General features: G+C 64.8%; 15 protein-coding genes and 3 pseudogenes. 10 read left to right on the top strand and 8 right to left on the bottom strand.

Features of this window, described 5'->3' with window-relative positions:
• Positions 1-144 precede the first annotated feature (144 nt).
• Positions 145-3,660 (top strand): discoidin domain-containing protein, encoded by a 3,516-nt coding sequence (locus AC5RT3_RS06095; protein ID WP_494123752.1) that lies wholly within the window; start codon positions 145-147, stop codon positions 3,658-3,660.
• A 74-nt stretch (positions 3,661-3,734) separates the two neighbouring features.
• Here the strand turns inward: AC5RT3_RS06095 and AC5RT3_RS06090 are convergent, their stop codons facing one another.
• Genes AC5RT3_RS06090 through AC5RT3_RS06075 form a run of 4 tightly spaced genes read right to left on the bottom strand, consistent with a single transcriptional unit; the run spans position 3,735 to position 9,315 of the window.
• Positions 3,735-5,642 carry a DUF2264 domain-containing protein gene (locus tag AC5RT3_RS06090; protein WP_494123751.1) on the bottom strand — a complete coding sequence of 636 codons (1,908 nt, stop codon included), beginning with the start codon at positions 5,640-5,642 and terminating at the stop codon, positions 3,735-3,737.
• Between the two features lie 6 nt (positions 5,643-5,648).
• Positions 5,649-6,383 carry a ThuA domain-containing protein gene (locus AC5RT3_RS06085; RefSeq protein WP_494011111.1) on the bottom strand — a complete coding sequence of 245 codons (735 nt, stop codon included), beginning with the start codon at positions 6,381-6,383 and terminating at the stop codon, positions 5,649-5,651.
• On the bottom strand, positions 6,383-7,534 hold the full coding sequence (locus tag AC5RT3_RS06080; protein WP_494011110.1) for a LacI family DNA-binding transcriptional regulator: 1,152 nt from the start codon (positions 7,532-7,534) through the stop codon (positions 6,383-6,385). The genes AC5RT3_RS06085 and AC5RT3_RS06080 overlap by 1 nt, the downstream gene beginning before the upstream one ends.
• On the bottom strand, positions 7,531-9,315 hold the full coding sequence (locus AC5RT3_RS06075) for a heparinase (RefSeq protein ID WP_494123750.1): 1,785 nt from the start codon (positions 9,313-9,315) through the stop codon (positions 7,531-7,533). Before AC5RT3_RS06075 ends, AC5RT3_RS06080 begins: the two co-directional genes overlap by 4 nt.
• A 393-nt stretch (positions 9,316-9,708) precedes the next feature.
• Here AC5RT3_RS06075 and AC5RT3_RS06070 point away from each other — a divergent pair, with 393 nt between their 5' ends.
• The 9 genes and pseudogenes from AC5RT3_RS06070 to AC5RT3_RS06030 all read left to right on the top strand — a co-directional run.
• Positions 9,709-10,722, top strand: coding sequence for a hydroxyacid dehydrogenase (locus AC5RT3_RS06070; protein ID WP_494011108.1), 1,014 nt, complete (start codon positions 9,709-9,711; stop codon positions 10,720-10,722).
• A 52-nt stretch (positions 10,723-10,774) separates the two neighbouring features.
• Entirely contained in the window at positions 10,775-12,058 is a 1,284-nt protein-coding gene (locus AC5RT3_RS06065; RefSeq protein ID WP_494123749.1) for an ABC transporter substrate-binding protein, read from the top strand.
• Between the two features lie 9 nt (positions 12,059-12,067).
• A complete protein-coding gene (locus tag AC5RT3_RS06060; protein ID WP_494123748.1) occupies positions 12,068-12,991 on the top strand; it encodes a carbohydrate ABC transporter permease in 924 nt (307 codons plus the stop codon).
• Entirely contained in the window at positions 12,991-13,935 is a 945-nt protein-coding gene (locus AC5RT3_RS06055) for a carbohydrate ABC transporter permease (RefSeq protein ID WP_494123747.1), read from the top strand. The genes AC5RT3_RS06060 and AC5RT3_RS06055 overlap by 1 nt, the downstream gene beginning before the upstream one ends.
• On the top strand, positions 13,932-14,648 hold the full coding sequence (locus tag AC5RT3_RS06050; protein WP_494123746.1) for a hypothetical protein: 717 nt from the start codon (positions 13,932-13,934) through the stop codon (positions 14,646-14,648). The genes AC5RT3_RS06055 and AC5RT3_RS06050 overlap by 4 nt, the downstream gene beginning before the upstream one ends.
• A gap of 16 nt (positions 14,649-14,664) precedes the next feature.
• Positions 14,665-16,416, top strand: a complete 1,752-nt coding sequence (locus tag AC5RT3_RS06045; protein WP_494123745.1) for a glycoside hydrolase family 35 protein — start codon at positions 14,665-14,667, stop codon at positions 16,414-16,416.
• Between the two features lie 248 nt (positions 16,417-16,664).
• Entirely contained in the window at positions 16,665-16,901 is a 237-nt protein-coding gene (locus tag AC5RT3_RS06040; protein WP_494123744.1) for a hypothetical protein, read from the top strand.
• 327 nt (positions 16,902-17,228) lie between these two features.
• A pseudogene (locus AC5RT3_RS06035) lies at positions 17,229-17,670 on the top strand (LacI family DNA-binding transcriptional regulator); the annotation flags it as partial.
• Positions 17,671-17,706: 36 nt separating this feature from the next.
• Positions 17,707-18,373: pseudogene (locus AC5RT3_RS06030) on the top strand (IS5 family transposase); the annotation flags it as partial.
• 189 nt (positions 18,374-18,562) lie between these two features.
• Here AC5RT3_RS06030 and AC5RT3_RS06025 read toward each other — a convergent pair.
• The 4 genes and pseudogenes from AC5RT3_RS06025 to AC5RT3_RS06010 all read right to left on the bottom strand — a co-directional run bounded on the left by AC5RT3_RS06025 (position 18,563) and on the right by AC5RT3_RS06010 (position 20,039).
• Positions 18,563-18,931, bottom strand: a complete 369-nt coding sequence (locus AC5RT3_RS06025) for a type II toxin-antitoxin system death-on-curing family toxin (protein ID WP_494123743.1) — start codon at positions 18,929-18,931, stop codon at positions 18,563-18,565.
• Positions 18,928-19,134, bottom strand: a complete 207-nt coding sequence (locus AC5RT3_RS06020) for a ribbon-helix-helix protein, CopG family (RefSeq protein WP_494123742.1) — start codon at positions 19,132-19,134, stop codon at positions 18,928-18,930. The genes AC5RT3_RS06025 and AC5RT3_RS06020 overlap by 4 nt, the downstream gene beginning before the upstream one ends.
• 61 nt (positions 19,135-19,195) lie before the next feature.
• Positions 19,196-19,407: pseudogene (locus AC5RT3_RS06015) on the bottom strand (transposase); the annotation flags it as partial.
• A gap of 101 nt (positions 19,408-19,508) precedes the next feature.
• Positions 19,509-20,039 carry a YbhB/YbcL family Raf kinase inhibitor-like protein gene (locus AC5RT3_RS06010; protein ID WP_494123741.1) on the bottom strand — a complete coding sequence of 177 codons (531 nt, stop codon included), beginning with the start codon at positions 20,037-20,039 and terminating at the stop codon, positions 19,509-19,511.
• Positions 20,040-20,262 lie beyond the last annotated feature (223 nt).

Below are 20,262 nucleotides of genomic sequence, written 5' to 3'. Positions count from 1 at the left end.
CTTGTAGGGTCTCCCCGGTGCTCATAGTCTCGCTGTGCTTAGGCCTCCTCTCTGCGGCACGAATAGAGGAGGCCCGGCCGCAGACTCGAAACGCAGAGAGGTACAACAATAATGTTTTCCGCCCGACGACAAACGCGAAGGCCGGTGGCCGCACTGGCGGCTGCGGTCACGGCGGCAGCAGGTCTGGTCATGCTGCCCGCCGGCACGGCCGGGCCGGCGGCAGCCGCCGATGCTACGCCCGTGACCATCACACCCAACCCAGCCAGCCGCGGGGAGGCCTTCGAGGGTTGGGGCACCAGCTTGGTCTGGTTCGCCAACGCGACGGCAGGCTACTCCCCTGAGCTGCGCGACGAGCTGTACCAGAAGGTGTTTGGCGAGGACGGACTCAACCTCAACATCGCGCGCTATAACGTGGGCCGCGGCAATGCCTCCGACGTGCGAAACTACCTCAACGACGGCAGCGCGGTGGAGGGCTGGTGGAATCCGGTCAGCGAACCACAGGAGGGTAAAGCGGCCTCCAACCTTTACAACCCCGACGGCTCGGTGGACCCGACACAGGCCAACAAACTCGCCTTTCTGGACCAGTGGAACCCGGACGACCCCGCCTCCTACAACCCGGAAGCCGACCAGAACCAACGCTGGTGGGTGGAAAAACTCGCCGCAGACCAGCAAATCACCCACTGGGAAGCCTTCAGCAACTCCCCGCCCTGGTTCATGACCAAGAGCGGCTACGTCTCCGGCCAAATCAACCCCGCCAGGGGCGAAAACCTGCTGCCGCAAGCGGAAGCCAAGTTCGCCGCCTACATGAAGCACGCCGTCGAACTCCTCGAGGATGGCAGCGGGATCACCGTGGACACCATCGACCCCTTCAATGAGCCAAACTCCGGCTACTGGGGCACGGACATCGACAAGGCCACCGGCAAACCACCCACCAGCTACACCCAAAAGCAGGAGGGCGCCCTGATCTACCCGGCAGCCCAGGACCGCGTCACCAAGCTCCTCGCCCAGGAACTCGCCAAGGAAAGCACCACCACAGACGCCGTCATCTCCGCCATGGACGAGACGGATCCAGCTAAGTTCATGACCAACTGGCACGGCTACAGCCAGCAGGCCAAGGACGCTGTGGCGCAACTCAACGTCCACACGTACGGCACCAACGACCGACGCCGCGTCCGCGACCTCGCCAAGTCCACGGACAAGCCGCTGTGGATGAGCGAGGTGGGCGGCTTCTGGGCCGGCAACCCGGCGCTGGGCGATTCCGCCAGCGGTTGGGACCGCTCGAACATCACCAACGGGCTGGGCATCGCCGGGCGGATGGTCAACGACCTCCGCGAGCTCGAGCCGGACGCCTGGGTGTTCTGGCAGCCCGTGGAGGACACCTACAAGCAGGAAAAGGCCGACAAGGGATGGGGCTCCATCTACATCGACTTCGACTGCAACTATGAGGGCCGCGAAGGCTTCTCCAACCGACGCCTCAACGACGGCGCCAGCCCGGATCAGGCCAAATGCAAGGTGCTGACCAACCAGAAGTACAACACCGCCCGCAACTTCACACACTTCATCCGGCCCGGCGACTTCCTGATCCAGAACGACAACGCCAAGACCGCGAGCGCCTTGGACGCCGACGGCAACGGAGCCACGCTGGTGCACTTCAATGACACTCCGACGGCGGAAAAGGTCACCATCGACCTCAGCCGTTTCGGCGCCATCGCCCCTGGCGCCACGGTCACCCCGGTGGTCACCACCAAGTCGCCGCTGGAGGACATCGAGCGGAACGCGCTCGTCAGGGGCGCGCCGGTCGCCGTGGACGCCGCGGCAAAGTCCGCCACGCTTGAGGTTCCCGCCGCGTCCGTGGTGACGTTCGTCGTCGACGGCGTCAGCGGAGTGTCAGCCGACGCTGCACCAGTGGAGGACGGCCACACCTACCACCTCACCGGCGATGCAAGCGGGAAGTATCTCACGGCCCGTCCCGACGGCACGGCGTCCATCCAGGAACTGGGCGCGACGACGGCGGATGTCACCTCCCAGCTGTGGACCTTCACCGCTGCCGGCGGTGACGAGTTCGCCCACGACCGCCGCTGGGTGGTCAGCAACAAGGACGGCCGCGTGCTGACGGGAACGGGCGGCGTGCCCAACGGCAGCACGTCCGGAGCCGCGGCGCTCACCGCCATGACCATCGAACAGGCGAAGGGCGCGACGGCCGCGCAATGGATCGTGACCACCGAGAACGGCAAGCAGTGGTCCCTGGTGAATGCCTCGGCCGGTATCGCCCTGCAGGTAACCGGAAATCAAACCGCCGCCGGCACCGGCGTCTCCCTTGCCTCCTCCACCGGCGCCACCGCCACCGCAACCGGCAACACTTCCCAGTCGTGGGGCTTCACGGACCTCGAGGATCTGAAGCTGCTCGGCACCAAACCGGTGGAACTCAGCACGCCCACCGGAGTGGCCCCGTCGCTGCCGGTGACCGTCACGCCGCTCTATGCCAGGGGTGAAGGGCGGCCGGTTCCTGTCCAGTGGCAGTCCGTTGATCCGGCCGTGTGGAACAAAAAGGGCACGGTCACCCTCACCGGAACAGGCGCCGACGTGTACGGCCAGGCCTTCACCGACGCCAAAGTCACCGTGACGGTGGGCAAATATGCGGCCACGGACCCGGTCTCCGCTACGGTCGGAGTCGGGGCAACCGTCGCCGACGTGCAGGCGGCGGCTCCGGCAACAGTCCCCGGCCAGGTGGGCATTTCGGCCGCGCGGAACGACCTCGCTGTTACCTGGGACTGGGGCACCATTGCTCCCGCCGCCCTGCAGACCGCAGGCACCGTCACCGTAACTGGCAAAGCGGACACCGGGGCCGAGAAGGAAAAGCCTTTGGACGCCCTGCTGACTATCCTGGTGGTGGACCGCGTTGCCAGCAGCAACATCTGCAGGGACGACTCTGCCACCGCCGTCACGGCCAGCTACACCGAAGGTTCCTACATCGCCCGGAACACCTGCGACGGCAACACCTCCACCCGCTGGTCCAACTGGGTGAGCGGCGGCCGGGCCGGCGATAGCCTCACCTACAGCTTCGGGCGCAACTACACCGTGGACTCGGTGACGGTAACCTTGGCCGAGAAGGCGGCGCAGGGCCTGAAGGTGCAGTACCTGGACGCTGCGGGAACCTGGCAGGACACCTCCGCCGGGACCGTTACTAGCTTGACTACCGCGGCCCCGGCCAAGGTTGCGTACACGCCGGTCAGCACCCGCGGCATCCGGGTCATTTTCACCACCACCGGCTCCTACACCAAGGTGGCCGAGGTTGCCATCAGCGGCTCGCGGCTGGCTGACGCAGGACTCGTCGATCTGGGCCGGCTGCTCGTGGACCAGAAATCGGTAAACAGCTTCACTGCCGAAACCACCGGCTACACGGTGCTGACCTCATCGGCGGCGGTGCCAACTGTCGCCGCCCACCCGCTGGACACCAACGCCAAGGTCGCAGTGGCCCAAGCGACCGCGGAGAGCCCGACGGCGGCTGTCGCCGTGACTGCCCCGAACGGGACCACCAGGCAGTACACGGTGAACTTCGTGACGGGCAAGGATGCGTGCGCCAACGGCGGCTGGGCCACCAATGTGGAGCCCGGGTTCCGGAACGAAGGGGAATGTGTGAGCTTCTTCAGCTCCAAGTAGCCCCTGATCTAAACAAAGTAGCCCTTGGCCGGAATTCCGGCCAAGGGCTACTTTGCGTTTACGCCAACTGTTGCTCACCCCAGTTGCGCCCACACGGCTTCCGGGTCCACCACCGTGCCGTCGGCGAACACAAAGAGGCCGGCCTCGGAGAAGCGCGCGGCGTCGAGTTCGGATCGCACGCCTTTTCCGCCGAGTCCGACGGCGGCGGCGTAGTCACCGTCTGCAGCCGCGCCGGAGGTACCAATCCAGGGAATGGTCAGGTGCTCCCCCATCGGGTGCGGGGCCTGCCGTTCCCAAGTGCCGCCGTCGTCAAGCACCCCTCCCCAGGAGACGGGGCGGACTTCACTGGCCAGGAAAGCCGGGGCATCGACCGGCCACCCGCCGATCCGCAGTTTGGCTTCGCCACTGGCACCCCTGACCCGCACCAGCCGCAGCTCTACAGCACCGCGGGTCAGCGACGCCACGGTCATCTCGGGCCCCGGACTGGCCGTCCCTGTGGCACCACTGCCGTGGTCGGGTCCGCCGTCAGGGTCGATGGTGATCCAGTTCGTGGCCGCGCGGGAGGCGCCCACCTGCACCCCGCCAACCTCGAACTGGCCCAGGAACTCGAAGCCGGTGCGGTGCGTGAGCCGGCCATCCGCATCGACAAACACGACCGCGTTGTCCAGGGACTCCGGTTCCAGGTCCGGGAACGTGGCGGTGGAGTAACCCAGCCGGGCGTAGAGCGGTGAATCCGTCACCTTCACCCCGGGATTGGCGTGGTCCGTTCCATGGTTCAGGATCCGGACCACCCCGTCCGCAACCGTCCCCTCCACCTGCCACCCCGGCGCTTCGATGAACCGCCGGGTGTCCGCTACCTCTACGGGCAGCGGTTCCTCCACGGCGGTCCACACCGGATGGTCTGCCGGCAGCGCGAGGCCCATCATGCCCTTGGCCGCCCAGTACGGCGACCCGGTCCCGGAATAGGATTGCTTCATCCCCGGAAACTCGCCGTGGAAGCCGATGGTGAGCAGGCCGTCGTCATTCACTGCTCCGCGCTGGACGAAGTAGTCCAGAATTCCGGAGGCGGCACGCCGGGAGAGGCCCGGACTGATCCGGCTGTTGCCCAGCAGCTGCCCGCTCCAGAACGGGGCGGCCGCGGCGAAGCGGTAGATCAGGCTGCGCCCCTGGATCAGTGGCGCACCGTTGGCGCCCATCAAATGCACGGCGTCGTCCAGGAAGTCGGCAAGCCGTTCGCCGTCGCGCTGCGCCCGGGCCTGCACGCGGGGATCCTCAGGCGCCATCAGCTGCAGCAGCTGCGGGTAAACCTGGAATGCCCAGCCAACATAATGGTCGTAGGCGCGCTCGGGGCCGTCCGCGAACCAGCCGTGGCCGCGGTACAGCGAGTCATGCAGGGCAAGTCCGGTATCAATGTCCTCATCCGAGTACCTGCCCCCAACGCTGGCCAAAAACATCTCCACGACAATCTGGAACCACACCCAGTTGATGGGCGGGTACTCTTCAGAGATCACCGTCTCAAACCAGGCGATCAGCTGCTCCTGCACCCGCTGCGGCAGCTTGTCCCAGAGCACTTCCCGGGTCAGTGCCAGCCCCACGGCAAGTGAGGCTGCTTCCACCTTTGCCTGGTTCAGCTCGCCCGGGGTGGGCCAGCGGTTCGGGTTGGCCGGGTTGGTGCCGGCGTCCAACCCCTCGGCGTACCAGTCGACAATCCACCCGCTGCCGCCCGGGTCCCCGGCTATCCGGAAGGAGGCCAGCAGGAAGGTGCGGGCGAAGGCTTCAAGCGAATCGCTGCGCGTCCCGTAGGCGCTGGTGGCGCCGGGCAGGTGCAGGTTGGCGTGGTCGTCCGTGGCGTAGCGGTGCGCCGAGCGCAACAAATAGTCGGCGTAGGTACACCAGTGGTCCCGGCTCAGTCCGGTGTACGGGGAAAGCTTCCGATCCAGCGGCGGCAGCACCAGGTCAAGGGGCGGAGCAATGGAGGGCATGGGTTCCTAGGGTTTGGAAGAGGTTGAAGGTTTGCGGTCAGTGAGCCAGGCGACCGCCCTGAGCACCACGTCCCGATGCTCAGGCGATTCGTAGGAGGCGGCATCGTGGCCCAGCGCGTCATAGAACGTCCGGCCGGAAGGACCGCCGTCCCTTGAACTGCGCTCCAGCGACCACAGCACCGGATGCTCGACGCCGTCATGCAGATGCGTGGCGTGGACCGTGATGCGGGGAGAAGTGCGGAGGTAGCTGTAGCACTCGTCCAGGAGTTCAAAGTCCGGAACGCCGTCCACCGGCCCGGAGCCCTGCCGCACCGAAATCCGTGCCAGCCCATACTCGGGGTGCATGGACGTGCCCCTGATCCAGCGCCCGCCCAGCCCGTCCTCCCACGCGGGCAAGTCCAGGAAGCTCGTGGAGCTTGAGTGGCTGACCCACAACGGCCGCCCTGAGTCCAACCAACGGGTCAGCCCCGCAGCGGCTTCGGGAGAACAGGGGGAAGGCAGGCCGTCCCGCGGCAGGCCCACATTGACGGCCAGCAACGCCGGCAGGTCCGGCTCGTCCGTCCGCCCCAAAAGGGCCAGAGTGGCGTCCACGTCGGCGGGGATTTCGACGTCGAACCCCGCCTCCCCGATCACGCCCGCCAGCGCGCGGGACGTCTCCGCAAAGGGATGCCAGGGGTCCGCGTACCGCCCGGTGCCGCTGAGCAGCAGCGCTTTTGGCATGGGTGCAGTTGTTCCCGCCATCACATCGAATCCTCCAGGACACCGGACACTGGTACCCGCGGGGCCCCCACGGAGGATTCCCGGAGGATCAGTTCCGGATTGAGCTCGATCCGGTGGACAGGCCGCATCCGCCCTTCGGCAAGCCGGGCAGCCATCAGCTGCACCGCCACCTTGCCAACGTACTGTTTGGGCGGGCGCACTGCTGAGATGGCGGGCTCGGCCAGGTAAGCCACCTCATCGTCGTAACTGACAATGGCAATGTCACCCGGGACGGCAAGTCCGCGGTCCACGCAGTGCTGCACAAACGCCACCGCCTGGGTGTCCGAGTGGACCAGCATGGCCGTGGTTCCGGTCTTGGTGCACAGCTCAAGCACACGGTCAAAGTGCTGAGCCCGGTCATCGTTTTCCTGGATGCCCGAGTCCTCGTGAACCGTAACCTGCTCGGGAATCTTCAGGGCAGCCAGCGCCTGGCGCCAGCCCCGCACTACATGGGGGCTGGTGGGGCTGGACCGGTCCGTGAGGCAGCCGATCCTCCTATGCCCTTCCTGCCAAAGGTGCCGGACAGCCATCCCGGCGCCGAAGGCATGGTCCGTGGCAACCCATTCCAGCCGGTGCGCGGGAATTTCGGTCGGCGACCGCCGTTCTGCCAGCACCACCGGGATGGGCAGGGCGTTGAGCCAGCGCAACAGGTCCTGGCCATGTACACCGCTCATATCCGGCGCCACGATCAGCCCGTCGATGTTCTGGGTGTCCAGCAGGGCCTGGACCTGCCTGCGGTTGTCCCCGGCGTCGTACGCTGAACCGCGCACCAGAATCCGCAAGTTCTGCTCCTCCGCTTCCGCGCGGGAACCGCTGATAACCTGGGGCCAGTAGTAGCCCAGGGACGGCACCACCATGCCGATGGAGTAGCTGTGCGCGGCCGGCCGGCCGGCCGCCGTCGCACGGTCCAGTGGGCTGGGCAGCGTGGCGCCGCCATGCACACGGGACACCAGCCCCTCGTCGGCGAGGATGTTCACGTCACGGCGGATGGTGAGCTCACTGACGCCCAGCTTCGCGGCAATCCCCCGGACGGTGATGGCACCATGGGCGCGGAGCTCCTCCATCAGACGCTCACGGCGCTGCAGCGAAAACAGGGACTTCCCTGCAGGCTCGGATGGTTTTTCGGGGTTCATGATGTTGCCTCCACGGTGAGGGTGAGTGCGCCGGCGGCACTGGATGGTTCGGGCAGGAGCCCGGTGGACATGCGGAAACGCAGGCGGGTGAGTTTAGCGCCCCAGACGTCCGCCAGGAGCGGATCGTCGAGGTGCCATTCGTCCACCAGGACGACGGCGGAGGAGGGCTCCCAGCGCAGGGCCGCTCCCCTGCCGGTTCCGGCGCCGGGAATGCCGGTCGGCAGGACCGTTGCCTCACCCTCCCGCAGGCGGACGGTGCCGGCCGCAAGGTAGGTGACGTCGACGTCGAAAGTATTGCCCCCCGCGGGGACGTCTTCCCGCGCGGGCTGTAATTCCCAGCGGTCCGTAATGGTGATGCGGCGGGCCGTGCGGTCCAGCGCGGAGCAGCGGAGCCACTGCTCCGGCTGCAGGCCATAGGCCGCACCGAGCGCCAGCTCCAGTCGGAGGTTCTCGGTGTCAGGGGCGGCGAGGACCCTGGCGGCGTACTCCTTGCCGGCGCCCTGCTCCAGCCCGAACGGCGCCGGGACGCTGTGCCAGCCGCTTTGCATGGCCTGGATGTCGTAGCGGTCAGGGCCGAACGTCTTGGCCGTATAGGTCGGCTGGCCGGCGTCCACCAGCAACGGAACGCCGTCCACGGCGACCACCACCGAGCCAACATCCTTGTGGTTGTGGTGCTCACCGTTGTGGCCGCCTTTCGCCGCGAGGAAGAGGCCCGTTGGGCTTCCAGCGGTTTCCCGCACAGTCATGATCTGTACAGAAGGAAAGTAAGTAAGGGGAACCAGAGGTGGGTTGTCTCCGCTACCAGGCCCTGCTTCATCAGCCCGCGCGATGCCGTTCAGCAGTGCATGCAGGACTCTGCCCAGTCCCGCGGCGGCTTCCGGGTGGCCGGAAATCATGGCGGCCGCATGGGCGGCAGCGTCTTTGTCCCCAAGTCGCAGGGCCCAGCGATAAAGCATGTCCCAGGGGAGGGCTACCGCGGCCCTCGCCGGCCCGTCGGCAACGTTCACGAACCAGCTGCCACCGATGTGCATGCGGTGCGGGAAGGCGACCAGTTCGCGGACCACCGACAGGCCGCCGTCGAGCGCTCCCCCGGTGGCCTGCTCGAGCAGTGTGAGCCCTTCCAGCGCCCGTCCCGCACCGTTCCACCAATAGGCGAAGCCCTCGTCGATGGCGCCATCGTCGGGGATCGAGGCCAGGAAGCGGTCCAGGCCCTCGATGCACCGGGAAACGGTCCGGGCCTGAATGTCGAGGTCATCGATCAGGAAAAGTGCTGCGGCGATCAGGTTGGTGTGGATCCAGGGATTCCAGTTGTGGACGTCGCCGCCCAGACCCAGCCAGTGCCAGTCCATCCGCTCAAGGAACGGTCGGATAACCCGCCTGGACGTCTCTTCGCGGATCCGGCGCCGCAGCCCGGGAGCCCGCCGCCCAAGATCTCCGCCCAGGACGTGATCAATCCACGCCAGCTGTGCGGCCACTTCACCGGCTCCCAGGTCCAGGAACGGCCGGGACATATCCGGCACCACTTCTCCGGAACGGCTGAAAACGTCATCGTGCGCCGCCCAGCTCCAGGAGCTTTGCTCACATAGCAGGTAGGCACCATCGATCACTTCATCCAGCCAACCATTCATATCCGAACACGGCTGGCCCGATGCTGCCCCGTGCGCCTGGCTGGAAACCAAGGCCATCACCACAGCACGCGTAAGCCGCTGCTGGCGCGCAGCCACCAGCCCCTCGTAGGCAGTGCGGTTTCCACCCCGGAAGTACCGTGCGTAATGGGACACCAACGGTTGCGGCCATGGCAGACCCTTCTCCTGCCGCGCCTGCTCCCCCATGGCATCCAAGGCCACCCGGGGCAAGCCCGCCCAAGCGGCGTGGCCAGCCGGGGGCATCACAATACGTGTGCGTGCACCTGTAAGCAGGGCACCCAGCGCGGATTCCTTTGCCGCAGGCCCCCATGCAGTTGCCAGTGGAGTTGGAGGGCGCCCCCGGGGCTGCAGTAAGGAGGAAGGCGGAGCCATCAGCATCACATCTTTGTTTGAATTAGATTGATCGAGAACGATCCTGATCACGTTGGTTGGATCGTCTTGTTTATGAGTATCTACTGATTGTTAGATGTGATGCAAGACATTGCCTCGCCGCCGGCGGAGAGGACCAACACACAGAAAGGAGCCCCTATGTCACGAAAACCCAGGGCCCTGCTGGTCATGAACCGCGGAACGTATGCGGATCAGTTTGATACCACGCGGCTGGAGCGACTGGCGGGCCTGGTGGACCTCGGCGGCCAGCCGTGGACCGACTCCCTTGAATACCCCAAGCTCGCCGGACACCTCGAAGAGGTCGAAATCCTCCTTACCAGCTGGGGCGTACCACGTCTGGACGGAGCGGCGCTGCGGCGCATGCCAAACCTCCGCGCTGTATTCCATTGTGCGGGCACCGTCCGCAGCTTCGTCAGCCAGGAACTGTGGGACCGCGGCATCCTGGTAACCAACGGCGCCGACGCAAACGCCATCCCGGTCGCGGAGTTCACCTTCGCATCCATCGTCCTGGCCGGCAAAAAGGCGCAGGTGCTGGCCAACGACGCCCGCACCTTCCGTGAAGACTGGTCCTACATCAGGCGGCGGGGTGAGCTCGGCAACATCGGCCGGGTGATCGGAATCATCGGCTTCTCACGGATAGGCCGGCGGGTAGTGGAGCTCGTCCAGCAACTGCAGGATGTCACGTGCATGGTGTCCGACCCTCATGCAGATCCTGCTGCCGTAGCCGCAGCCGGCGGCCAACTGGTGCCGCTGCCGGAACTGCTGGCCGCATCTGACATTGTGTCGGTACACGCACCAGCTTTGCCCGAAACCCGCCACATGATCGGCGCGGCGGAACTGCGGGCGATGAAGGACAACGCCACCCTGATCAACACAGCCCGGGGCTCCCTGGTCGACACCAAAGCTCTGGAGGCCGAATGCGCCACCGGACGAATCCAGGCCCTGCTGGACGTCACCGAACCCGAACCGCTTCCGGGTGACTCGGTGCTCTACAACCTGCCCAACGTGGTGATCACTCCCCACATCGCAGGCTCCCTTGGCACCGAAACCCGGCGGATGTCCGATGCCGCCCTGAACGACCTGGAACGCTACCTGACCGGACAGAAGCTCGTGGCGCAGGTGGTCTCCGAAGACCTCTCACTCAGCGCCTGACAAAACCCGGCCGCAGCTGTGGCCGCCTTGAAACCTTACAAAGGAGAACGCAATGAAGCGCACAACCCTCGCCGCCATCGCCCTGGCAGTGACAGCAGGACTCGGCCTGTCCGGCTGCGCCGGCGCGGCCGGGCCCGCTGAACCCCAGAGCCAGGAGGGCAAGACCCGCCTGACTGTATCCGTGTGGAACTACGAAGGTACGCCGGAGTTCAAGGCACTGTTCGACGGCTACGAGGCCGCCAACCCGGACATCGATATTGAACCGGTGGACATCCTGGCGGATGACTACTCCCAGAAGGTCACCACCATGCTGGCCGGCGGGGACACCACCGACGTCCTGACCATGAAGAACGTCACCGAATATGCCAGGTACGCCAGCAACGGCCAGCTTCAGGAAATCAACGGCGTGGTGGACAGCATCGGCAAGGAGGACCTCGCCGGCCTGGACGCCTTCGACATTGGCGGCAAGTACTACGCGGCGCCATACCGGCAGGACTTCTGGCTGCTGTACTACAACAAGGAACTCCTCAAGGCCGCCGGTGTGGAGACCCCCGCGGACCTGACCTGGGACGAGTACACCGCGCTGGCCCAGAAGCTTACGACCAAGGGCGCCGACGGCAAGGCTGTCTACGGCACTTACCACCACATCTGGCGCTCGGTAGTTCAGGCCATCGCGGCCGCCCAGAACAACGGCGACCAGATCAGTGGCGAGTACAGCTTCTTTGAAGACCAGTACGCCACCGCCCTGGAACTGCAGAAGAGCGGTGCCACCCTGGGCTTTAGTACCGCCAAAAGCCAGAAGATGAGCTACCGCACCATGTTCGAAACCGGCCAGACCGCCATGATGCCGATGGGAACCTGGTACATCGCGGGGGTCCTGCAGGCCAAGAGGGACGGCAAGACAAACGTGGACTGGGGCCTGGCCCCGCTGCCGCAGAAGGAGTCCAACGGCAAGGTCAGCACCTTTGGTTCCCCCACGGCCTTCGCCGTTAACAAGAACGCCGTGCACTCCGAGGAAGCCCGGAAGTTCATCGAATGGGCAGCCGGTGAAGAAGGGGCCAAGGCCGTTTCCAAGATTGGTGTGGTCCCCGCGCTGCAGAACGACGCCGTGACGGAGACCTATTTCCAGCTCGAGGGCCTGCCCACGGACGACTTGTCTAAGAAGGCCTTCGCGCCGGATGAAACCGCCCTCGAGATGCCGGTCAGCGACAAATCCGCAGCCACGGACAAGATCCTCAGCCAGGAGCACGACCTCATCATGGTGGGCGAACGCTCCGTTGAAGACGGCATCGCGGAAATGGGCAAACGCGTCAAGAGCGAAATCCTCGGTCAGTAAAAACCCATCATGGCGACTAAGACAATCACTCCGGCCCCGGCTGTCACCAGCCGGGGCAACCGGAAGCAGGCCCGCCGCAACACGCTGGTCGGCTGGACCTTCATCCTGCCGAACTTCCTGGGATTTCTGGCCTTCACCCTCATTCCCGTCCTCGCCGCATTCGCCCTCTCCTTCATGGAGTGGACCTCATTCACGGCGCCGCGCTGGGTCGGCCTGGAGAACTTCCAGCGGATGTTCGCCAGCGACACCTTCTGGGTGGCGCTGCGGAACACCGTGGTCTACGCCATCGGCCACGTGCCCCTCACGATGGCGCTGGCCCTGCTCCTGGCCATGCTGCTGAACCGGAAACTCAAGGGCATCGGATTCTTCCGGGTAGCCATCTTCTTCCCGTACATCACCTCCCTGGTGGCGGTCGCTGTCGTCTGGAACATGCTGTTCAGCCCGGACAACGGCCCCATCAACCAGTTCCTGCACGCAGTGGGCATCGCCAACGCCCCGGGCTGGACCTCCAGCTCCGACTGGGCCATGCCCGCGGTCATCATCACCAGCGTCTGGCGGGATATGGGCTACTACATGGTTCTCTACCTTGCCGGCCTGCAGGCCATCCCCCCCGAGCTGTACGAGGCGGCCGAAGTGGACGGCGCCAGCGCCTGGCAGCGCTTCTGGAATGTCACCATCCCGTCCCTGCGGCCCACCACGTTCTTTGTGGTGGTCATGCTGACGGTCTCCAGCTTCAAGGTGTTCGACCTGATCGTGGTGATGACCAACGGCGGTCCGGGGCGCTCCACCACGGTGCTGTCCCAGCTCATCTACCAGGAGGGCATCGGCGAAGGGAAGTTCGGCTATTCGTCGGCGATCTCCCTGGTGCTGTTCCTGATCGTGCTGACGGTTACCGTCCTGCAGTTCAAGATCCAACAGCGGAGGGAACGCTGATGACCAACATGGCCGAAGACCTCAAGGCCGAGGCACCGTTCATCGGGACCGGCCTGGCACCCGCTGCGGAAGACCGCCGCCGTACTCCCGGGCCAAGCAACGGCAGGCGCTCCCTCCGGGAGCAGAAAAAGCGCACCACCGACATGGTCATTTACGCCGTGCTGGCCGTCCTGGTGGTGGCACTCATGGTGCCGTTCATCTGGATGTTGTCCTCCTCGCTGAAGGAGAACAACCAGGTCCTCACGGTGCCCATCCAGTGGATTCCCACCGAGTTCGTGTGGAGCAATTACACGGACATCTGGACCCGCATCCCCATGATGGGGTACGTGCAGAACTCCCTATACCTTGCTGTGATCATCACCTGCCTCCAGGTGCTAACCGGGTCCCTGGCCGCCTACGGCTTCTCGAAGGTCCGGTTTCCCGGCCGGGACGTGCTGTTCCTGGCGTACATAGGTACCATTGCCGTGCCCTGGCAGGCCTATATGGTGCCGCAGTACATCATGATGCAGAATCTGGGCGTGACCAACAGCTTCAACGCACTGATCCTGCTCCAGGCGTTTGGAGCGTTCGGAGTGTTCCTGATGCGCCAGTACTACATGACCATTCCGGACGAGCTTTGCGAAGCGGCCCGCATTGACGGGCTCAGCGAATACGGCATCTGGGCGCGGGTGATCCTGCCCCTGTCCAAGCCGGCCCTCGCCAGCCTGGCGCTGCTGACGTTCGTGCACACGTGGAACGACTACATGGGCCCGTTCATCTACCTGACGTCCAACCGGTTGTGGACCGTCCAGCTGGGCCTGCGGTCCTTCGTGGGCCAGTTCGACGCGGAGTACGCCATGATCATGACCGGTTCGGTGATCTCCGTGATCCCCATCCTGGTCATCTTCCTGATCGGACAGCGGTACTTCATCCAGGGCATCGCCACGAGCGGCATGAAAGGATGACGTCCGTGGCACAGCACTCAACGCGGCGGCGCGGCCTCGCAGGCCGCATCCCCAGCCCGGGCTTCGAGACGTTCGGCGGGATCTTCGGCTTCATCTACACCTTCCTGGCCGGAAACGTGCTGATGGCGCTGGCCAATGCCCCGCTGGTGCTGTGCCTGGCCCTGGTGGCGGACCCCACCGCCGCCTGGCCGTTCTTCCTGGCGCTCTCGGTCACCGTTCCGCCGTCGCTCGCCGGCCTGTTTGCCTCCTTCCAGGCACTGAACGACGACGGCGGTGCGGTCAAGCCGGTTGCCGCGTTCCTTCGCGGTTACCGGCGCAGCTTCCCGCGGGAAGCCCCGCTGGGGCTCGCTGCCGTCGCAGTGCTGCTGTTTCTCGGGGTGGATCTGGTGATCGTCCAGTCCATGCCGGCGGCCGCCGTGCTGGTTCCGGTGATAACCGTGGTTGCGGCGCTCACGGTGACCGTCGCGGTGATGGCGATTGCCGGCGTCGTACTCCTCCCCGAGGCAGGCCTTCGAGGCCTGATGAAGGCTTCCCTCTACCTGTCGGTCCAGCGCTGGTACCTGAGCGTGGCCATGCTGGTGCTCCTGGGCATCATCGCCGCGGCCGCCCTGGTGCAGCCGGTCCTCGGCGTGGCACTGGCGCCCGCTCCGCTTTTGTTCGTTGTTTGGAGCAACGCCGCCTACGCCTTCCACACTGCGCTTCGTTCGCCCTGACCATCTTGAGGAATTGATGGAAACTTTCGCGATTGGCGACAAGGACTTTTTGCTTAGCGGCGAACCTTTCCGCATCCTGTCCGGCGCCATCCACTACTTCCGGGTCCACCCTGACCTGTGGACGGACAGGATCCGCAAGGCCCGGCTGATGGGCCTGAACACCATCGAAACCTACGTGCCGTGGAACGAACACTCGCCTACGCCGGGCACCTTTATCCTCGATGGAGGGCTCGACCTCGGAAGGTTCCTGGACCTGGTCCAGTCAGAAGGGATGCGGGCAATCGTCCGGCCTGGCCCCTACATTTGCGCTGAGTGGGACAACGGCGGCCTGCCTGCCTGGCTCTTCACAGATCCAACCATTGGCGTCCGAAGCAGCGAACCGGGCTACCTCTCCGCCGTCGACGCCTTTATGGCCAAGCTGCTGCCCGTCGTGGTGGACCGCCAAATCACCCGCGGCGGGCCGGTCATCCTGTTCCAGATCGAGAACGAGTACGGCGCCTACGGCAACGACAAGGCGTACCTGCAACACCTCGTGGACGAGGCGAAGCGCGCCGGCGTGGAGGTTCCGCTGTTCACCTGCGACCAGCCGTCTGGCGGCATGATCGAAGACGGATCGCTGCCCGCGCTGCACAACACCGGAACCTTCGGCTCCCGCGCCGAGGAGCGGCTTGGGTTTCTGCGGGAGCGGCAACCCACCGGGCCGCTGATGTGCGCCGAATTCTGGAACGGCTGGTTCGATAACTGGGGAACCTACCACCACACCACCGACGCCAGCGCCTCCGCCGCGGAACTGGACGCGCTGCTGTCCGCCGGCGCGTCCGTGAACATCTACATGTTCCACGGCGGAACCAACTTCGGCTTCACCAACGGCGCCAACGACAAAGGCATCTACGAACCCACCATCACGTCCTATGACTACGACGCACCCCTCTCTGAGGACGGCTTCCCCACCGACAAGTACTTCGCCTTCCGGGACGTCATCGCAAAACACTTCCCGGTCCCCATGGAGGTCCCCGCGCCACGGGTCGACACTGCGGAATCAACGGTGTCCGTCTCCGACGGCGTTTCACTGCTGGACGTCCTGGCAGGGCTTCCGGAATCCGTAGCAGTGGCAGGGCCCCTTCCTGTCAGCGAGGTGACCGGCCAGTACCGCGGCTTCTTCCTCTACGAACGACAATTGACCGGCGGCGGCGTCCTCACCTTCAGTGAAGTCCGGGACAGGGCACAGTTCTTCCTCGACGGAGCACCGCTGGGCACCCTGAGCCGCGAACTCGAAGAGCGTTCGATCGCCCTCCCTCACGCCGGATTGCTGCAAATCCTCGTCGAGGACCAGGGCAGGGTCAACTACGGGCTGCGCATCGGCGAAGCGAAAGGTTTGATCGGACCTGCGCTGCTGGACGGGGATGAGGTGTTGGACTGGAGTATCCGGCCCGTCGACCTTTCGTCGCTGGCCGCCTTCCGGGCCGCCGCCAGCGAGCTTGTGGGGCGCGGCGGTATGGCCGGTCCATCCATGGCTTTCGCAACATTTGAGGCCGACGGGCCAGGCGACCGGTACCTGCGGCTGGATGGCTGGACAAAGGGCAACGCCTTCATCAACGGATTCAACCTGGGCCGCTACTGGAGCCGCGGCCCCCAACGTACCCTCTACGTTCCCGGCCCACTGATCCGACAGGGCAACAACGAACTCGCCATCCTCGAACTCCAGGCCAGCTCCACTCGGGACGTACAGTTTGTGGTCGGCCCGGACTTGGGGCCGGACGAAAAATAGTCGTCACCTCCCTAACCTGTTAGGGCAGATAGCTTGATGGAATATCCATGATCGGCAAAGGGCGGATTAGTGATCGCGTCACGGATGCCTTCCCGCTCCATGGAACTCAACCTGACAGGAGCTTCGAGGCCTCGGTCAACCTGAACGCTGCCCTGCCAGCGCCGTCCTTGTGTCGCGGCGCCCAGACGTAGCTTGACGGAAGGCAGGTCATCGGCGCCTAAACAGGACGAGGCTGATAGAAACCGCTAGTGTCCATTCTTCAATCCAATACAGAACTCGCTATCTCCCTCGCGCTCGGCATCGGCACCTGGGGCATGTTCGGATCCCAGAGCGCCTTCATGTCCGAACTCTTCGGCTCCCGTCAGCGCTACCTCGGAGTGTCCGTCGCCCGAGAAATTTCCGCCGTGATCTCTGGTGGCGTCGCACCCCCTCGGCGCATGGATCATCTCCCTGGTCGTCACCGCGGACGGCGGCCCCGGGGTTGACGGTGCAGGACTGGGTGCCTGGGTACCCATCGCCGCGTACCTGTCACTCCTGACCGTGATCACTATAATCGCTATCTTCTTCACGCCCGAAACCATTGGTCGTGACCTGGACAGCCTCAAGGACGCCGTCGACGACCCCGCAAACGTCGCGGCCCACCACAAGGCCGGTCTACGCCAGGACCCACGAACACGAGACTGCCGTCTAGGCAGACGCAAAAGAGCTGTGAATCGTGGGCTGTGGTCATTTTCATCAATGACCACAGCCCCTTGCTCGTCCAGACTCGAACGCCCCCGCACCAACCGGCATAAAGCCAGGAAGAGCAACCCATGGCGGTGAGCACGCTCTCGGAAGTCGCCCACGCGGCAGGCGTTTCACTCTCCACCGCCTCGCGGGTCCTCAACGGCTCCATGAGGAAACCCGGCCACGACATCGCCGACCCCTACTTTGCCGGCATAGCCTGCGGCGTCCAGCAGGCCGCGCGTGAGCAACATAAGAGGGTCCTGCTGGCAACCACCGACGGCACACCAGACGTTGAATGCGCCGCCGTCGCGGGCGTTCGCGGCCCATCGGGCGGATTCCATCGTCATTGCCGGCTCACGATCCAGCCGGCAGCAGGACCAAGGAAGCAACGCCCAACTGGCGGCAGAACTTGACCGTTACTGCCGTAACGGCGGACGGGTGGGCGTCATTGGGTATCCTTTCATTGGGGCAACGGCATCCGAGGGCTACCACGTGGTTCCTATACCCAACGAGGAACTAGGGCGTCTCCTAAAGCCTGGGTTAGTTGTTCGGGATGCTGGACGGGTGTCTCGTACTTCTGTTCTGACTGATGGTCAGTGGGCCCGTATTCAGCCGTTGCTGGCGGCTTCTGATGGCCGCCGCGGTCGTCCGTTCCGGGATGACCGGCCGTGGTGGAAGGCATCATTTACCGATACCGGTGCGGGATCGCCTGGCCTGACGTGCCTGCCGAATTCGGGCATGGCAGACGATCTGGAAGCGGCACCGCCGCTACAGCGTGACGGTACCTGGGACAGGATCCTGGCCGGGCTGCTAACGGTCGCAGACGCTCAAGGCGAAGTGGACTGGTCAATTTCGGTGGACTCGACGGTCAACCGCGCCCACCAGCACGGCACCAATCTTCCGCGCGTCACAGGGGGACCGGTCGAATTACATGAATCTGTTTGGTGAACCGGATGATCATGCCATTGGCCGTTCCGCGGCGGACTGAGTACCAGGATTCACGCCCTGGTCGATGGCAAGGGCAGGCCACGCACCCGTCCGGACCGTGTCCGCGGTGACAAGGCCTACTCATCCAAGGCAATCCGGACCCACTCGCGCGACCGCGGCATCACCGCTGTCATCCCGCAACCATCTGACCAGATCGGGCCACCGGAAGCGGCGCGGGTCCACGGGAGGCAGGCCTCCGGCCTTCGACAAAGAGGACTACAAAGCCCGCAGCGTCGTCGAACGGAACTTGGAAAAAGGCACTGACCTGCCGAAACACCGTGCCCGAGGTGGGACTCGAACTGCATTCCAGCCCTTGTAAACACTGGGAACCCGCGAAAACATGCGGAATCCTAGCCAGTACGAAGGCTGGTTGGCCCAGTACGAGACGAAAAGTGTGGACATTGTCCACACCCCCTTTCGGGGCGCTGGAGGACTACCGGGGCACCAGATGCCTGGAAATCTCGGCGGCAGCGTTCGGCAGGTCGATAGTGCCCGCGGCGACTCCGACGACGAGGTCGAAGCCTTCTTCCGTGGTGAAGTCATGCCGGTAACCGTTGATCCACAGCAGCAGCACCATGAGCGTCCACGCCGTCCGTTTGTTGCCGTCAATGAGTGGATGGAACCGGGCGACCGACTCCAACAAGGCTGCCGCCTTCACCGCGAGTTCCGGATAGGCTTCCGCGCCCAGGACAGTCGTAGCCGGCCTGGCCAATGCCGAGGCCAACAACCCGACATCACGGATATGGAAGCCGTACCGATCAACTACCTGAAGTGCATCCTCAATGCCCAAGTACGCTGTCACGCGTCTTCAAGGCGCTTCAGCAGATCAGCGTCATGACTCATAACAAAATCAAGACCTGCGCTGATTTCACGTCGGCGCGCGTGGCGCTGCAGAACCAACTCTGCGCCCTGCAACAGAAGCGCGGACTTGGACGTATGTTCCTCGGCAGCCAGCTGGTCCAAACGCCGATCAAGATCTTCGGGAACACGCAGATTCATAGCCATCCACCAATGGTACCAAAACAGTACCAGCAAGGGTCCTGTCTCAGTTAAGTTGGCAACGCCGATCCACGACCGTCAACAGCGCGGCCAGGATACTGTCCCAAGTTCCGTCACCGCTGTAGCGGCGGTGCCGCTTCCAAAGCGTCTGCCACGGACCAACTCGGCCGGCACATCCCGCCAAGCGATCCCGCAGCGGTATCGGTAAATAATGCCCTCGACCACCCGCCGGTCGTCCCGGAAGGGGCGACCCCGGCGACCAATAGAAGACGGCAGCAACGGCTAAATAAGGGCCCACTGCTCATCAGTCAAATCAAAACATAGAAATACGAGACACCCATCACGCATTCCGGACACCGCCTCAGGGCTTGGGAGACACGCTAGCGGCGTTCGAAGGTTCCCGTCAGCCTCGCCCGGCCCAAGGTGTGGGTGGAGAGCGCGGATTGCAGGGCGGCCGGGGTGTCATCAGTGCGAAGGTCCAGCCGTTCAACATCCATGGCGTGGACCACCAGCAAATACCGGTGCTGACCGTGCCCGGGAGGCGGGGCAGCTCCCACGAAACCGGCAAATCCGGCATCGTTCTTCAATTGCACTGCACCAGACGGTAACCGGGAGTTGTCCCGGGAACCTGCACCGGCCGGGACGGAGGTGACGTCTGCCGGGATGTTCACCACAGCCCAATGCCAGTAGCCCGCGCCTGGGGCATCGGGGTCGAAGACGGTGACTGCGTAGCTCCTGGTTCCCTCGGGCGCGCCCGACCAGGTGAGTTGGGGCGATTCGTCCCGCCCGCCGGCTCCCAGGACGGCGCTGCGTTGGGCTTCCGGAAGAACCTGGCCATCCTCGAAGGATTCGCTGATGACTTCGAAGGATTCGATCCCGGATGTTGGTGCAAATGGATCATGCGTTTTCATGGCTGCCTTTCAGTTGCTGTCAAGCTCCGCACCCGACGGCAGGAGCGTCCTCTGCGGCGGTTTCAATGCAGTCGAGTTCGGCACGCGTGGGCGGATTAGCGCCAGCGCGTGAGACGGTCACGGCCGCAGCCCTGGCCGCGTGCGTGAGGAGCTGGCAAGGCGGGCCACTCTATCTCGTCTGTCACTGGGACAGCCTATCTAAGGGGTGGAATTTTGGCTTGGT

Source organism: Arthrobacter sp. Y3221159, from assembly GCF_059089885.1.
Note: the sequence above shows the minus strand (reverse complement) of the source record. Positions and strands in the feature narration are given on the sequence as shown.

Excerpts from the sequence above, each read along its gene's own strand:
- AC5RT3_RS06090 (WP_494123751.1), bottom strand. The coding sequence starts at position 5,642 with ATGCCCTCCATTGCTCCGCCCCTTGACCTGGTGCTGCCGCCGCTGGAT.
- AC5RT3_RS06085 (WP_494011111.1), bottom strand. The coding sequence starts at position 6,383 with ATGGCGGGAACAACTGCACCCATGCCAAAAGCGCTGCTGCTCAGCGGC.
- AC5RT3_RS06080 (WP_494011110.1), bottom strand. The coding sequence starts at position 7,534 with ATGAACCCCGAAAAACCATCCGAGCCTGCAGGGAAGTCCCTGTTTTCG.
- AC5RT3_RS06070 (WP_494011108.1), top strand. The coding sequence starts at position 9,709 with ATGTCACGAAAACCCAGGGCCCTGCTGGTCATGAACCGCGGAACGTAT.
- AC5RT3_RS06065 (WP_494123749.1), top strand. The coding sequence starts at position 10,775 with ATGAAGCGCACAACCCTCGCCGCCATCGCCCTGGCAGTGACAGCAGGA.
- AC5RT3_RS06060 (WP_494123748.1), top strand. The coding sequence starts at position 12,068 with ATGGCGACTAAGACAATCACTCCGGCCCCGGCTGTCACCAGCCGGGGC.
- AC5RT3_RS06055 (WP_494123747.1), top strand. The coding sequence starts at position 12,991 with ATGACCAACATGGCCGAAGACCTCAAGGCCGAGGCACCGTTCATCGGG.
- AC5RT3_RS06050 (WP_494123746.1), top strand. The coding sequence starts at position 13,932 with ATGACGTCCGTGGCACAGCACTCAACGCGGCGGCGCGGCCTCGCAGGC.
- AC5RT3_RS06045 (WP_494123745.1), top strand. The coding sequence starts at position 14,665 with ATGGAAACTTTCGCGATTGGCGACAAGGACTTTTTGCTTAGCGGCGAA.
- AC5RT3_RS06020 (WP_494123742.1), bottom strand. The coding sequence starts at position 19,134 with ATGGCTATGAATCTGCGTGTTCCCGAAGATCTTGATCGGCGTTTGGAC.
- AC5RT3_RS06010 (WP_494123741.1), bottom strand. The coding sequence starts at position 20,039 with ATGAAAACGCATGATCCATTTGCACCAACATCCGGGATCGAATCCTTC.